Raw genomic sequence first — 14,662 nt, forward strand, 5'->3', positions numbered from 1 at the left:
TATGATTTTAGAGTTCTTTACACTTCCTGCGCTTTATAGCTTTTCAGTTTTTCCTTTTCTACCAGTTGCTTTTGGAGGAGTTTCTGTACTTCGGGCTTTTCGTAATCTTCTATACTTCGGATGTGCTTCATCACCTTTTTCATGATTTTATCCTGCTGCCGGCCGGCATCGAGTGCATAAGAATAAGGAAGATCAGAGAAAGTAACCATGGAGTAAAGCGGGATCCATTTCTCGGGGTATTGGGCTGAGATTTTAGTTTCGATTTTTTTGCGGAGCAGGAACCGCGGGTCGGCCACTTTATCGCGCATCTCGAAAAAGTTGAGCACTGCCAGGTCGGCAATAGCGTCGGCATCGGGTTTTCGGCGGCGCTCGAATGCTTTAAAAAGTGCTTCCCAGTTCGCATCACCCATACTATCCAGCATCTTGTCGAGCACGGTAATATCCTCGAAACCGGCATTCATGCCCTGTCCGTAAAAAGGCACTACCGCATGGCTGGCATCCCCTATCAGCAACGACTTACCTTCGAAACTCCACGGGAAACATTTAACCGTAACTAATGCACCCACCGGGTTACCAAAATATTCTTCGGCCAGGTCCGGCATCAGCGCCAGTGCATCCGGAAAAGCCTCCTGAAAAAAAGTATGAAGGTCTGTTTCTGATTTGATAGCTGCAAAAGAACGCTCGCCCTCGTAAGGAAAAAACAAAGTACAGGTGAAACTTCCATCCAGGTTAGGCAGCGCAATCATCATGTAGTTTCCTCGCGGCCAAATATGCAGCGCATTTTTTTCGAGTGCCCAGCCACCGTCTTCCGTTGCCGGAATGGTAAGCTCTTTATAGCCATACTCCAGGTAATCCTGCTGGTAATTGTAGCGCTCTGTTTTCTGCATGGCGCCACGCACCGCCGAAAAAGCACCATCGGCCCCAAAAAGCAGATCCGGGATTATACGTTCGAGTTCGCCGGTTTCGGTGTTGCGCAGTTGTATTTTGTTTTCCCGTATATCAACATCAATGGCTTGCCTATTGAAGTGGTAATCTATGTCAGGGTTTGGTTCTGAAATATTCATCAGGGCCTTGTTAAGCCCACCTCTGGATACCGAGTAAATAGACTGCCCCTCTTTGCCATAAGGCAGAAAAGAAAGATTGCCCTGCTCGTCGTGCATCATGCGGCCATGCATGGGGATGGCTACTTCGCGCACCTGTTCTTCGATACCAATACCGCGCAGGGCACGCCAGCCTCTGTCGCTAAGTGCCAGGTTTATGGACCGGCCGCCATCTATTACGGTGGTGCGCATATCGGGCCTGCGCTCGTACAAGTCTACTTTATAGCCGCGTTTAGCCAGGTATAAAGATAGCAGCGAACCTACCAGGCCAGCTCCCATAATGGCGATATTCTTTTTTCCGGTCATAGAATGTGATACTAGCGTGACGCCTCAAATCTGTGTAAAATAACATTATACTTTCGGCTTTCCCAATGGTTTTATCAGGTATCGCTGCATCAGGTTTTTATGTACCGGAAAGTGAGGTTGATGCGTTCGCTAATGGGTTTTGTTGTTTTAGGTAAACTGTGCAGCCAGTTGCGTTGCGTAGCGCCCTGCATTAAAAGTAAACTGCCATTTGTTAAGTTTATACTTAACGGTTTTAGATCTTTGTTGATGCGGTGCCTGAAGCTAAATCTTCGTTCGGCCCCGAAACTGATGCTGGCTATGCCTGGTTGCAACCCCAGTTCCTGTTCATTATCGGAGTGCCAGCCCATGCTATCCTGCCCGGAGCGGTAGCGGTTTAGCAGCACGCTATTATAGTGCTGCCCGGTAATCTTTTCAATTTTTGATTTTAATTGCAGCAATACCGGTGCCCAGGGTTGCGGTTCGTTTTTTAACCCGGAATACGTATAACTTTTATCGCCGTACCAGGCGGTAAGGCGGGGCATGGGCAGATCACGGCCAAACAATTTTATACTTTCCTGTTTCCAGTTTATACTTTGTGAAAGTTCTGCAAAGTATAAATCGCTCTCTTCCGGCGTAAAAAAATCCGGTATAAAGTATACTTCCGCATCGGGCAGTTTGAGTTTATACTTCGTTAAGTCCAGGGATTTCTCAGGCATGGCAACAGGCGGTAAAGCATTTTAAACTCATAACTCTTCTGGTGTCTGGTCGGTCTCCAGTACGGGGCGCCCCTCCTGCTTCCGTTCTTTATCCAGGCCACGGATAGCCCACGATGCTGTTATGCCATGCAAAATGATCGATACCATCACCACAAACCCGACAATAGACCATAACTGGCCGGCTTCTGCAAATTCGGCTTCATCCAGGGCAAAAGAAAGGTAAAAAAATGACCCAATGCCGCGAATACCGAAAAAGCTGATAGCCAGTTTTTCTTTTAAAGTAGAATAAGTACCTAAAAGGCTTGGAAAGGTAGTAAGAGGCCTGATAATAAAAAGGAAAGCCAACCCAACCAAAGCGCCCTGCCAGGTCAGGTACTCGAGTATACCTGTTACAATGCTGCCGCCAAATAACACCAGCAAAATCACCATCAGGATACGCTCGACCTGGTTAATGAAGTCGTGCATCTTGGTATGGTACTCGTGCTCTTCCTCCTGGCTGCTCATGGTAAGAGCCGCTACAAATACAGCGATAAAGCCATAGCCATGCGCCAGTTCAGTTATACCATACGTAACCAGTGTAGCTGATAGTGCCAGAAAGGCATCTGTTGCTTCCGGGAACTTGGTTTTTTTGGGCAGCTTAAAGATCAGGTATGCCAGGATGCGCCCGATCAGATAACCAATCACAACGCCGGCAATTACTTTGTATAACAGGTCATATAAGAACCAATCCTGAAACCAACCTGTACTGCTACCACCGGCCGCAACAGCCAGCACTATAGCAAGCCAGGTAAACGGAAAAGCAGAACCATCGTTCAGGCCAGCTTCTGCTGTAAGCGAAAAACGCACAACGTCTTCTTCTGCATCATCTGGCGGGCCTACCTGCACCTCTTCGGCCAATACAGGGTCTGTTGGGGCAAGTACAGCACCAAGCAAAACAGCAGCAGCCAACGAAAACCCCAATATGCTCCATCCCAGAAAAGCCAGCACTGCTATACACAACAGCATGGTTATACTTACCAGCCGCAACGGAATTCGCCAGTTCTTTAAACTGAACTTGCGCCTTATTTTTAAGCCTGTACCCATCAGGGAAACGATCACGCTCATTTCCGTAAGCCGGACTACGTAACTTTCGCGCCAAAGCGGGTCCGGAGAAGGCAGGTCTACCCTGAACAGGTACAGCAGCATACCCAGCAACAAGTAGACTACGGGATAAGAGATGTATGTTTTTTCCATGATCTTGGGCACCCAGGCCATGGAAAGGGCAGCTATACCTAATACTGTAATTGCAACTATATAATCATCCATTTTATGCTTCCTTTATCAGTATTAAGGCAGTTGCTTTATAGTAAGAACCGATACCTGATAAAAAGCATACTTTTCTACAGCCCCCTTTGTTACACATCTTCCGGATTCATACTTTGTAAAATACAAAAAGCTGGTACCAAGAGGGCCGGCCTTTGTGGTTAGTATAACAAGGGTTACGACAGTTGTTCAGCTCATTTCGTAGCCAAGCACCTGGTTAATGGTATGAAGTTCTTCGTCATTGTCCGTCATTACAAACAGCACATCCCCTGCTTCTAATACGGTAGCTCCGTTTGGCGTCAGAAATTTTTTGTTGCGGTTGATAAGTACGATCAGCGTGCCTTTCGGAAAGTGCAGATCAACCAACGATTTTCCTACAGCTGTACTGTCTGGGTTTACGCGTATCTCTGTCAACTCATTTTTAATGTCGTACTCCATTTCCAGCTCAAACTGGTGCTTCTTCAGTTTCTTATCCTGCTCACTCAGGTTAAGCCATTTGGCTACCAGGGTTAAGGTTGTCCCCTGCAGCATAACAGAAGTAAGTACAATAAAGAACACTACATTAAAGATGGTTCCGGATTTCTCTACACCGGCAATAAGCGGGTAGGTTGCAAACACAATGGGCACAGCACCCCGCAACCCAACCCACGAAATGTATAGTTTATCCTGTAGCGTGTTTCTGAAGAAAGCCATACTTATAAAAACACTTACAGGCCGCGCTATAAAAATCAGGAAAGTAGAGATAAGTACTCCTACACCTATTACAGGCACAATCTCAGACGGGAACACCAGCAGCCCCAATGTAAGGAACATCAGGATCTGCATAAGCCAGGCCAGCGCATCGTAAAAGCGGGTAAGGCTGCGCTTGTGTATAAAGTTGCGGTTACCCAGCATTACGCCTGCAATGTAAATAGCCAGAAAGCCGTTGCCATTTACAAGGGTGGTGAATGCATAAGTAAAAATAACCATCGCCAGCGTAAGTGCCGGATAGAGCCCCTCCTGCTCCAGTTTAATGCGATTGATGGTAAAGGTCATAAGGCGGCCCATTACAATACCGGATAACGCCCCGATACTCATCTGCAAAAAGAACATCGGCACCAGGCTCCACAAACTGGCATCAGCGTTTATAACTAGGTACGTAAAGCTAACGGTCAGGAAATAAGCCATGGGGTCGTTACTCCCGGATTCGAACTCGAGGGTAGGCCGCAGGTTATTTTTAAGACTGATGTTTTTGGAACGAAGTATGGAAAACACAGCTGCCGCATCCGTAGAAGATACAATGGAGCCCAGCAACAGACTTTCCAGCAAAGTTAGGTCTGTGATGTAATACACAAAACTGCCCAGCAGCATCGCCGTGATCAGTACGCCTAACGTGGCAAGTGTAACGCCCCGCCAAAGAATGGGTTTTGTACTTTCCCAGCGGGTATCGAGGCCACCGGAAAAAAGTATAATGATCAGGGCAATGGTACCCAGCGATTGTGCTGACTTGGCATCATCAAAATGGATATTGCCGATACCCTCGGAGCCAGCCAGCATGCCAACGCCCAGAAATAAGAGGAGCGCCGGCACACCAAAACGACCCAGGCTTTTGCTTATAAAAATACTGGCAAAAAGCAGAATCGAAACTCCGAGCAGTATATTATCAAAGGATATATTCATTTGCTTGTCTTATACCTGTAATTTTCCGGCACAACGATAGCAGCCAAGCTAGCCTTGTGCCGGAAGTATACTTACAGCAGACACTTCAGTATAAATCTCCTGTCAGTTTTGTATGCCTGTGTTTACTAGGTAACAGCTTAAACTGTTCAGCTTTACCTTTGGATGATTGAATCGCCAACCGAATGAAAGTATACTTCCAGATTGGAGAACAGCTTACTTCTGCAGGCACTCGTGCAATATCTCGGAGAAGCGGTATACTTCCTCAAAACTATTGTACAAAGGTGTAGGCGCAACGCGTATTACGTTCGGTTCACGGTAATCCACGATAATTCCTGCTTCCATTAATTTGTTAAAAAGCAGTTTGGCATCTTTTTTTACAAGTATGGAAATCTGGGCCCCACGGGCTTTGGGGTCGCGCGGCGTAATCATCTCCATCACCTCGTTGCCTGCATGCACATCATCGATGAGGTACTCCAAATAACCGGTCAGTTTTTCGCTTTTCAGGCGCATATTCTCTATTCCGGCTTCATCAAAAATCTCCAGCGACGCACGGTGTACGGCCATCGGCAAAATCTGTCCGTTGCTTACCTGCCAGCCTTCGGCGCCTGGCATCGGCATAAAGCCTTTGCGCATTTTAAAACGCTCTTTTGCGTCATGTCCCCACCAGCCGGCAAAGCGCGGCAAATCCGGGTTGTTGGCGTGGCGCTCGTGCACAAACACACCCGACGTGCCGCCCGGACCCGAGTTCAAGTATTTATACGTACACCAAACCGCAAAATCCACATCCCAATCGTGCAGCTTTACAGGTATATTTCCGGCAGCATGTGCTAAGTCGAACCCAACTACAGCACCAGCCTCATGCCCGGCTTTGGTAATGGCTTCCATGTCGAATACCTGACCGGTGTAGTAGTTAATACCGCCCATCATGACCAGCGCCAGCTCCTCGGCATTGTCTTTTATACTTTGCAGGATATCTTCGGTGCGCAGCGTGTGTTCGCCTTCTCTGGGGGCAAGTTCAATTACAGCTTCATCCGGGTTGTACCCATGGAAACGGGTTTGTGTCTCGAGGGCATATTGATCGGATGGGAAAGCGCCTGCTTCGGTAATAATCTTATAACGCTTGCCTTCGGGCCTGTAAAAAGACACCAGCATCAGGTGCAGGTTTACGGTCAGTTGGTTCATGATCACTACTTCTTCCGGCTTTGCTCCTACTACGCGCGCCGCACCGCCAGCCAGCAACTCATGGTAGTTAAACCACGGCTCGTTGCCTTTAAAGTGCCCTTCTACTGCCAGGTTTGCCCATTTATACATTTCGTTATCGATGTACATCTGTGCTGACTTTGGCTGCAGCCCAAGCGAGTTTCCACAGAAATAAATAGCGTCCTGTTTGTTTACCTGAGGTGCGTAAAAGCGTTCTTTAAAATAACGTAGCGGGTCCTGCTGATCCTGTTCCTGTGCAAAGGCAAGTGTGTTCTGGTAGTTCATGGTGGTGTTGAGGTTATACTTCAGGCTGCCGGGGCAGCTTAGGTTTAGTTTGTTTTGTGCTGCGAAGTTAAGGTTTTACGGCCCGGATTTTCCGAACCAACAGCTGTAAAAGGCAAAAGTTTATGCTTGTGTTCGTATTGTCGTTTCTTTCTTCCTTAATATTACTACTACTGTTTTATAGTTTACCTTCCCGCTCCAAGCCCGCGAGGGCTCGTCCTTGGGTTGCGTGCTGTGTATTGAAGCTGCCGGGGGTAGGGGCCCTCTTTCGGCTGCGCCTGTAGGCTGCCCTTACGGGCACCGCATCAATACAAGGCACTTAACCCAAGGACTGGGATCAATTTCAATAGTACAAGCTTTTATTATTTTAAAGGAAGTATAATTTACTAATGCTACGCTTTCACGAACTGTTCTTTTTTCAGGTTGAGCCATTCTAAAGCCGTGCCGCTTAACAGGCGTTCTTTTGTAGCCAGGTCGTAAGGCATGGATTCGATAAGTTTGCCGGGTTCGAGTTCGCCAAGCGGAAAAGGATAATCGGTGCCGAGGGCAATGCTGTTGGCGCCAACAAGGTTAACTAAATAATCGAGCGCCTGCGGGTCGTGTACCAGCGAATCAAAATAAAATTTACCTAAATACTCGCGCGGGTTTACGTTATTATCCACAGCACAAAGATCCGGGCGAACTTCAAAACCATGCGCTATGCGGCCAATGGTAGCCGGAAACGAACCGCCTCCATGCGCAAAAGCAACGCGCAGTTTAGGCAAGCGCTCCAGCACACCGCCAAAAATCATGGAGCAAATGGCAACTGTCGTTTCGGCAGGCATGCCCACAAGCCACGGCATCCAGAATTTGTTTGTCCGATCTTTGCCCAGCATATCCCAGGGGTGTATAAAAACGGCAGCGCCTAGTTCCTGGGCAGCTTCAAAAATAGGGAAAAGTCTAGCTTCATCGAGGTTGCAACCGTTAATGTTGGTTCCGATCTGAATGCCGGCCATACCCAGTTCTTTTATGCAACGCTCCAGTTCTTTTATAGCAAGGTCAGTATCCTGCATGGGCAGCGTGCCGAGGCCGATAAAACGATCCGGATAATCAGCTACAATGCCGGCAATGTGGTCGTTCAGTAACTTGGAAAGGTCATAGGTATGTTCGGGTTTGGCCCAGTAGTTAAACATAACCGGCACCGTAGAAAGAACCTGTACACCAACTTTATGCTGCCCGCATTCGTGCATGCGTACTTTCGGGTCCCAGCAGTTGTCCTGTATCTCGCGGAAGAACTTGTCGTCCATCATCATACGGGCGCAGCAGGGTTTGTGATGCTCCAGCCGTACAAAGCCACCGTAGCCATACCGTTCGCGCAGGTTGGGCCAGGTGGCCGGCAAAATGTGCGTGTGTATATCGATCTTCAGCAGGTTGCTGTCAGTAAGTACAGGTGTGGTTGTTGTAAGCTTTTGCATGTAAAGTAAGGGGCCAAACAGGCACCCGAATTGTGTACGACCGGAAAAAGCAATCCAACAATATACACATTTATACTTTCAGTACATACAAGGTTAGTTTGATTGTTGATTTCTGGATTGTTGGATTACTGGATTGTTGAAGTATAAAAACAATTTCTACCGCGAGTTTGAGCGAAGCGGTAACTTGTGGTTGTGCATGATGCAAGCTTTCAACTTGCTTTCTGCGACAGCAGGAAAAGTACTCTTGCAGAAACAGTTATTGAGTTTTGTCATCCTGTTAAGGATCCTGGTAATGAGTTGCAGGTAATTCACAAGATCCTTCCAGGATGACAGGAAGAAAAGCAGTTCTTATACTTTCCACTACCAAGTATATGCTATTGCAGCCATTGCTTCTGCGAAGCAATGAAGTCTCAGACTTCTATTTATATTCTACCACAAGTTACCGCTGCGCTCAAACTTGCGGTAGGTTATCATACTCATCACAGAAATTATAGTTCAGACAAAAAATCCTGAAAATTATTTTTAATCCTGAAAATCCTGATTCAGACAATTATTTCGCAGGTGGCTGCAGCACATCGCCACATTTGTTGCAGGTACGTTTCTGCTCATCTTCCCAGAAGTTGTTCATGATAACCGGGAGTTGCGTTACGATATTGGTTATTTCGGTAAAATCTTCGTGCAGCTTATTTCCGCAATTTTCGCAGAACCACATAAAACCGTCTTTCTCCCCTTCGCGGCGGTAGCGTTCCATTACCAGACCTACCGTATTAGCTGGCCGTTGAGGCGAATGCGGCACGCGGGGCGGCAGCAGGAAAATTTCGCCTTCTTTTATCGGAATATCAACCGGTTTGCCATCCTCAATTATTTTCAGAACGATGTCGCCTTCCAGCTGGTAAAAGAATTCCTCGCCTTCGTCGTAATGGTAATCTTTACGGGCGTTCGGGCCGCCTACGATCATTACAATAAAATCGTCGTTGTCTTTAAACACCTGCTGGTTGCCTACAGGCGGTTTCAGTAAGTGGCGGTGTTCGTCTATCCACTGCTTAAAGTTGAAAGGTCGTTGTATGGCCATTGTTCTGCTGTTTTAAGTTGGTAGCCTGAAAGTACGTAAAAGTGACTAAAGTTGATAGCTCGATTATATACTTCCGGCTTTTTGCGCGTTAAGTTTGTATCGTTTTATGTACTTTTACTTATGGATCTTAACCTGAAAAATAAACGCGCCATGGTGTGCGGAAGCACGCAGGGCATTGGCAAAGCCATCGCTGTTGAACTGGCCCAACTGGGTGCCAGCATTACACTTGTTGCCCGCAACGAAGCTAAACTGAAAGAAACTGCAGAAGAACTGGATACACAAGCCGGACAGCAGCACGAATATATTGTAGCCGATTTCTCGGAACCATACGAGCTTAACATACGCGTACAGGCCTACCTGAAGCAACGCCCTGAAGTACATATTCTGGTAAATAACACCGGCGGCCCTGCTGGCGGACCAATAACAGAAGCCATTTCTGATGAGTTTATCAATGCTTTTAACCAGCACCTGATCGCGAACCACCTGCTGGCAAAAGCAGTAGTGCCTGCCATGAAAGAGGCAAAGTATGGCCGCATCATCAACATCATCAGCACTTCCGTTAAACAACCGTTAAATGGGTTAGGCGTATCGAACACCATTCGCGGAGCAGTGGCCAGCTGGGCTAAAACAATGGCAAATGAGCTGGGTGCGTTTGGCATTACAGTTAATAATGTGTTGCCGGGCTCCACAAAAACAAGCCGTATTTATTCTATTATTGATAGCAAAGCTGCCAAATCCGGCCAGAGCGCAGAAGATGTGCAACAGCAAATGGAAGCCGAAGTACCAGCCCGCCGTTTTGCAGAACCGGAAGAAGTTGCCGCCGCTGCCGCTTTCCTGGCCTCACCTGCTGCTGCTTATATCAATGGTATAAATTTACCGGTTGATGGTGGTAGAACGGGTTCTTTGTAAGTGAGCATATGTTCAATAATATTAAGCGCAACTTTATATTTTTTAAGCACAGAGTTCAATATTTGATATACACTTTTTTGCTTTTAACCCTCTGTACTGCTTGTGATGTCAGAAATGAAGTAAAAAAATCTATATCGGTAGAATATTCTACTTTAGATTCTACTATTGCTGTCATACCCTATGATACAGCATACTATTGGATTTTTAAAGATGCAGAAGCTGCTCATTTAACGAAAGATGATTTTGAGAATATAGAACTTGTTCTTAACGGTTGCATTAAGAAATACAATAGTAAGTATGATAGTGTTGCTAATAGACTAAAGATTGACTACCCATGGTATAAGCTTAAAAAAGAAAAATACTTTATCGAACTTAAAAACTACAAGAGGCAGTATGTAGCTGTCACAAATAGCAATGGACAAAAAGTAGTCTGGGCTAACTTCTTTTGTCACTCATTTCATGATAATTGGCGAGAAAGTATTGTAATGTTTAGCGATGGAGGCAACTGTTACTTTAAGCTCAAAATCAATCTTGCTACAAAAGAATGTTATGAATTGAGAGTAAATGGAGAAGCCTAAAAAAACTTATTAATTGTAATGGAATATATACATAATTATATAAACGGCCAGTTAATAGCTCCTGCAGCAGGGCAGTACATTCATAACTACAACCCGGCTACTGGCGAAGTATATTCCCTGATACCGGATTCGGGTGAGCAGGATGTGGAACTGGCGGTACAAGCTGCACAGGCGGCTTTTCCGGCGTGGGCTAAAACGCCTGCCGAAAAACGCGGGCGTATTCTGATGAAGATAGCCGATCTGATCGAAGAAAACCTCGACCGCCTGGCTGAAGCTGAATCTTTGGACAACGGTAAACCACTAAAACTGGCCCAGACTGTAGATATACCACGTGCCAGCAGCAACATGCGTTTTTACGGTACGGCTATCCAGCATTTCGCTTCGGAAGCGCATTACATGGAAGGTACCGATGCCATTAATTATACCGTGCGCCATCCGCATGGTGTGGTAGGCTGCATCTCGCCCTGGAACCTGCCTTTATACTTGTTTACCTGGAAAATTGCGCCTGCTCTGGCTGCCGGAAATTGCGTGGTCGCCAAGCCATCCGAAGTTACTCCCATGACCGCTTTTCTTCTTTCTGAAATTTGCATGGAAGCTGGTTTGCCTGCCGGTGTACTCAACATCGTGCATGGCTACGGACATAAAGTAGGCGCAGCACTTACAGCACACCCAAAGGTTCCGGTTATTTCGTTTACAGGTGGCACGGCCACGGGCAAAGCCATTGCTGCAACGGCTGCTCCGATGTTCAAGAAGTTATCGCTGGAGCTGGGCGGCAAGAACCCGAACATTATTTTTGCTGACTGCGATTTCAACAACGCACTTTATACTTCCATCCATTCGTCGTTTGCCAACCAGGGACAGATCTGTTTGTGTGGTTCGCGCATTTTTATCGAGCGCCCGCTGTACGAGAAGTTCCGGGATGCATTTGTAGCGAAAGTACAGGCCTTGACTGTTGGCGATCCGTTGGATGAGAACACGAAAATCGGCGCGCTGGTATCGGAACAACACATGCAGAAAGTGCTTTCTTACATTGAGCTGGCCAAACAGGAAGGCGGCACCATACTTACCGGCGGTGAGCAGATTAAAGTTGAAGGCCGTTGCGAGAACGGTTGGTTTGTAGCGCCCACCATCATCGAAGGCTTAACTTACAACTGCCGCACCAACACCGAAGAAATATTCGGCCCGGTAGTTACGCTTATGCCTTTTGATACCGAAGAAGAGGTTATTCTGTACGCTAACTGCACCGATTACGGCCTTTCTGCTACTGTCTGGACACAAAACTTACAGCGCGCGCACCGTGTTTCGCATCAGCTGCATGTAGGCGTGGTTTGGGTTAACACCTGGCTTCTCCGCGATCTGCGTACGCCTTTCGGGGGCATGAAAAATTCGGGTGTTGGCCGCGAAGGTGGTTTTGAGACGCTGCGTTTCTTCACTGAGCCTCAGAATGTTTGCGTGAAGTTGTAAGTATACTATCTGAGTTTATACTTCAGAACTGCTTGGCATTTAAAGGAAACGGTTGTGGTTGCCCTTGCTGCGTGTTTTCACCAGCAAGCACGAACAGGCTAACGTATGATTGTCGGTAAAAACACCAACAAGGGAAGTATACTTTACATATTTATCATGCGACATATTCATCTTATAAAGTATAGCACTCAATTCTATACTTTGCAGTTATAACAAAATCATACTTCCCAAACCAAAAAAGGCCTCCTGTATCTAATCAGGAGGCCTTTTTATAATTTTATACTTTGATTATTACTGGTTCTTTTTAGTTGCCGGAGCATTTATCAGCTTGCGCTCTAAGAAGTCCGTCATCATATTAAAGCGGTGCAGGCTGGTAATGCCGCCGCCCACGCCGTGGTTACGGTTCGGGTAGTAGAAGCTTTCGAATTGCTTGTTGGCACTGATCAGCGCATCCTGCATCGCAACTGCGTTCTGGAAATGCACATTGTCATCGCCGGTGCCGTGGATCAGCAATAATTCGCCCTGCAATTTATCAGCAAAGAAAAGCGGGGAGTTCTCATCATAACCTTTGGCATTATCCTGTGGTTTTTTCAGGAAGCGCTCGGTGTAGATGCTATCATAGTAACGCCAGTTGGTAACCGGCGCAACAGATATACCGGCAGCAAACACGCCTTCACCTTTGGTTAAGCCTAGCAATGCCATGTAACCGCCGAAACTGTGACCCCAAATGCCGATGCGGTTCTTATCTACGTAATTTTGGGTGCCCAGCCATTTTGCAGCTTCTACCTGGTCTTCAATTTCATACTTGCCCAGGTCAGCGTATGTTACTTTTTTGAAGGCCGCGCCGCGTGCGCCGGTACCCCGGTTATCTACGCTCACCACAATCATACCTTTATCGGCCAGCACCTGGTACCATAAATAGTTAGCACCGCCCCAGCTATTAGTTACTGTCTGCGAACCCGGACCACCATAAACAAACATCAGCACCGGGTATTTTTTGTTCGGATCAAAGTCTGTTGGCTTTATCATCCAGCCGTTCAATTGCGTGCCGTCGGCGGTTTTCATGTTAAAGAATTCCTGCTTGGCTATGTTATACTGCGCCAGTGTGCTTTTCAGTTTGGCGTTATCTTCCAGCACTTTTATCAGCTTACCATCTTTGGCCGTGTGTAAACTAACCGTTGCCGGCGTGTTGGCTGCAGAGTGGTAATCTAAGTAGTACTTAAAGTCGTTGCTCATGTTAATATTGTGCGTACCGGCTTTCTCAGTCAGTCGCTTTTTGTTTTTGCCTTTGCTGCTGATGCTGTACAGGTGGCGGTCGAGTGGCGATACTTCGGTCGAGATAAAGTATAAACGGTCGTTTTTCTCATCAAAACCAGTGTAGCTGCTTACTTCCCAGTTGCCTTTTGTGATCTGGCGCACCAGTTTACCATTCAGTTGGTACAGGTAAATATGGTTGAAACCGTCTTTCTCCGAAGTATGAATAAAGTGCTTGCCATCTTTCAGGTAAGTCAGGTCGTCGGTTACATCGATGTAGGCTTTGTCGGTTTCTTTCAGTACTACATTTGCTTTGCCTGTGGTGGCGTTAGCATGCAGAATCTCGAGGGTATTTTGCAGGCGGTTCATTTTCTGGATCGAAAGCAGGTTGCTGTCGTTTGTCCATTTGATGCGCGGAATGTAGATGTCGGTTTCGTTGCCGGTATCCATTTTCACGGTTTTGCCATCGCCCAAAGTATAAACTGATACGGTTACAACCGAATTTGCTTCGCCTGCTTTCGGGTATTTGAACTTGTAATCCTGCGGATAAAGCTCACCCCACATCTGCATGTTGAACTCTGGTACTTTGGTCTCATCAAAGGTATAAAACGCTATTTTAGAACCATCCGGCGCCCAATGGAAGCCCTGCGCAAAGCTGAATTCTTCTTCGTAAACCCAGTCAGAATAACCGTTGATGATGGAGTTGAATTTGCCTGTGTTAGTGATCTGCGTTTCTTTCATCGAGGCCAGATCCACAAAGAACATGTTGCCTTCGCGGGCGAAAGCTACGCGCTTGGCATCCGGCGAAAAAGTAGCGTACAGTTGCTTGCCGCCGTTGCTCAGTTTGGTGAGTTTCTTGGAAGCGATGTCGTAGATGTAAAATTCTGCTTTGGAAGAACGGCGGTAGATCTGCTCAGTTTCTGTAGAGAACAACACCTTTTTTTCGTCTGAAGAGAAGGTATAGCCATCAAATTTAATGACTTTATCGCTGCCTTCGGGCTTCAGGTTCTCGCCTTCGATGATGGTGCTTACCGGCTGGCCGGTGGTTACATTATACTTTACAATATCGGTTACTTTGTTTTTTTCGTCGGGTACCTGCGAGCTGTAAAACTGGCCGTCGTTCATCCAGTTTACGCCATACACCGACTGTGCCCTGAAGGTACCCTTCTGGTAAATATCTTCGAGGGTTATGGCTTTTTTCTGCTGCGCCTGCGCCACAAACGCGAAGCATAAAAGTACGGCAGCTAAAAGCTTTGTCTTGAATTTGAAATACATATAGTTTTGATAGATTAGTTAGCTTCCTTAAAGTTATCAGAATAATATTGTTTCGCCATAGATTATGGTTAAAACCATACTTTTGAACAGCTGCCGTTATACTTTGTAAAGC

General features: G+C 46.6%; 12 protein-coding genes. 3 read left to right on the forward strand and 9 right to left on the reverse strand.

All coding sequences use genetic code 11. The features are described 5' to 3' along the window. Positions 1 to 17 precede the first annotated feature (17 nt). From DP923_RS03545 to DP923_RS03575, 7 genes are all read right to left on the reverse strand, one after another. Positions 18 to 1,406 carry an FAD-dependent oxidoreductase gene (locus DP923_RS03545; RefSeq protein WP_112304391.1) on the reverse strand — a complete coding sequence of 463 codons (1,389 nt, stop codon included), beginning with the start codon at positions 1,404 to 1,406 and terminating at the stop codon, positions 18 to 20. Positions 1,407 to 1,495: 89 nt separating this feature from the next. After that, positions 1,496 to 2,101 carry an alpha-ketoglutarate-dependent dioxygenase AlkB family protein gene (locus DP923_RS03550; RefSeq protein ID WP_112304393.1) on the reverse strand — a complete coding sequence of 202 codons (606 nt, stop codon included), beginning with the start codon at positions 2,099 to 2,101 and terminating at the stop codon, positions 1,496 to 1,498. Between the two features lie 27 nt (positions 2,102 to 2,128). Next, positions 2,129 to 3,406: a cation:proton antiporter gene (locus tag DP923_RS03555; protein ID WP_112304395.1), complete on the reverse strand. Its 1,278-nt coding sequence runs from the start codon at positions 3,404 to 3,406 to the stop codon at positions 2,129 to 2,131. Between the two features lie 186 nt (positions 3,407 to 3,592). After that, positions 3,593 to 5,062: a potassium/proton antiporter gene (locus tag DP923_RS03560; protein WP_112304397.1), complete on the reverse strand. Its 1,470-nt coding sequence runs from the start codon at positions 5,060 to 5,062 to the stop codon at positions 3,593 to 3,595. A gap of 213 nt (positions 5,063 to 5,275) precedes the next feature. Continuing rightward, complete coding sequence (gene kynU, locus DP923_RS03565; protein WP_112304399.1) at positions 5,276 to 6,547, reverse strand: kynureninase; 1,272 nt, start codon at positions 6,545 to 6,547, stop codon at positions 5,276 to 5,278. Positions 6,548 to 6,936: 389 nt separating this feature from the next. Beyond that, positions 6,937 to 7,998 (reverse strand): amidohydrolase family protein, encoded by a 1,062-nt coding sequence (locus DP923_RS03570; RefSeq protein WP_207801931.1) that lies wholly within the window; start codon positions 7,996 to 7,998, stop codon positions 6,937 to 6,939. Positions 7,999 to 8,548: 550 nt separating this feature from the next. After that, the gene (locus DP923_RS03575) at positions 8,549 to 9,070 is read right to left on the reverse strand and encodes a 3-hydroxyanthranilate 3,4-dioxygenase (protein ID WP_112304401.1); all 522 of its coding nucleotides are present in this window, start codon (positions 9,068 to 9,070) and stop codon (positions 8,549 to 8,551) included. 120 nt (positions 9,071 to 9,190) lie between these two features. Here DP923_RS03575 and DP923_RS03580 point away from each other — a divergent pair, with 120 nt between their 5' ends. The 3 genes from DP923_RS03580 (at position 9,191) to DP923_RS03590 (ending at position 12,021) form a co-directional block, all read left to right on the forward strand. Then, the gene (locus DP923_RS03580) at positions 9,191 to 9,979 is read left to right on the forward strand and encodes an SDR family oxidoreductase (protein WP_112304403.1); all 789 of its coding nucleotides are present in this window, start codon (positions 9,191 to 9,193) and stop codon (positions 9,977 to 9,979) included. 77 nt (positions 9,980 to 10,056) lie between these two features. After that, entirely contained in the window at positions 10,057 to 10,557 is a 501-nt protein-coding gene (locus DP923_RS03585; protein WP_125047632.1) for a hypothetical protein, read from the forward strand. An 18-nt stretch (positions 10,558 to 10,575) separates the two neighbouring features. Then, the gene (locus DP923_RS03590; protein WP_112304407.1) at positions 10,576 to 12,021 is read left to right on the forward strand and encodes an aldehyde dehydrogenase; all 1,446 of its coding nucleotides are present in this window, start codon (positions 10,576 to 10,578) and stop codon (positions 12,019 to 12,021) included. Positions 12,022 to 12,060: 39 nt separating this feature from the next. On the opposite strand, the gene DP923_RS16865 is transcribed toward DP923_RS03590, so the two are convergent. Then, on the reverse strand, positions 12,061 to 12,192 hold the full coding sequence (locus tag DP923_RS16865; RefSeq protein ID WP_262510379.1) for a hypothetical protein: 132 nt from the start codon (positions 12,190 to 12,192) through the stop codon (positions 12,061 to 12,063). A gap of 120 nt (positions 12,193 to 12,312) precedes the next feature. Continuing rightward, positions 12,313 to 14,550 carry a S9 family peptidase gene (locus DP923_RS03595; protein ID WP_112304409.1) on the reverse strand — a complete coding sequence of 746 codons (2,238 nt, stop codon included), beginning with the start codon at positions 14,548 to 14,550 and terminating at the stop codon, positions 12,313 to 12,315. Positions 14,551 to 14,662: the final 112 nt, after the last annotated feature.

The organism is Pontibacter arcticus (assembly GCF_003284895.1).
GTDB classification, from domain to species: domain Bacteria; phylum Bacteroidota; class Bacteroidia; order Cytophagales; family Hymenobacteraceae; genus Pontibacter; species Pontibacter arcticus.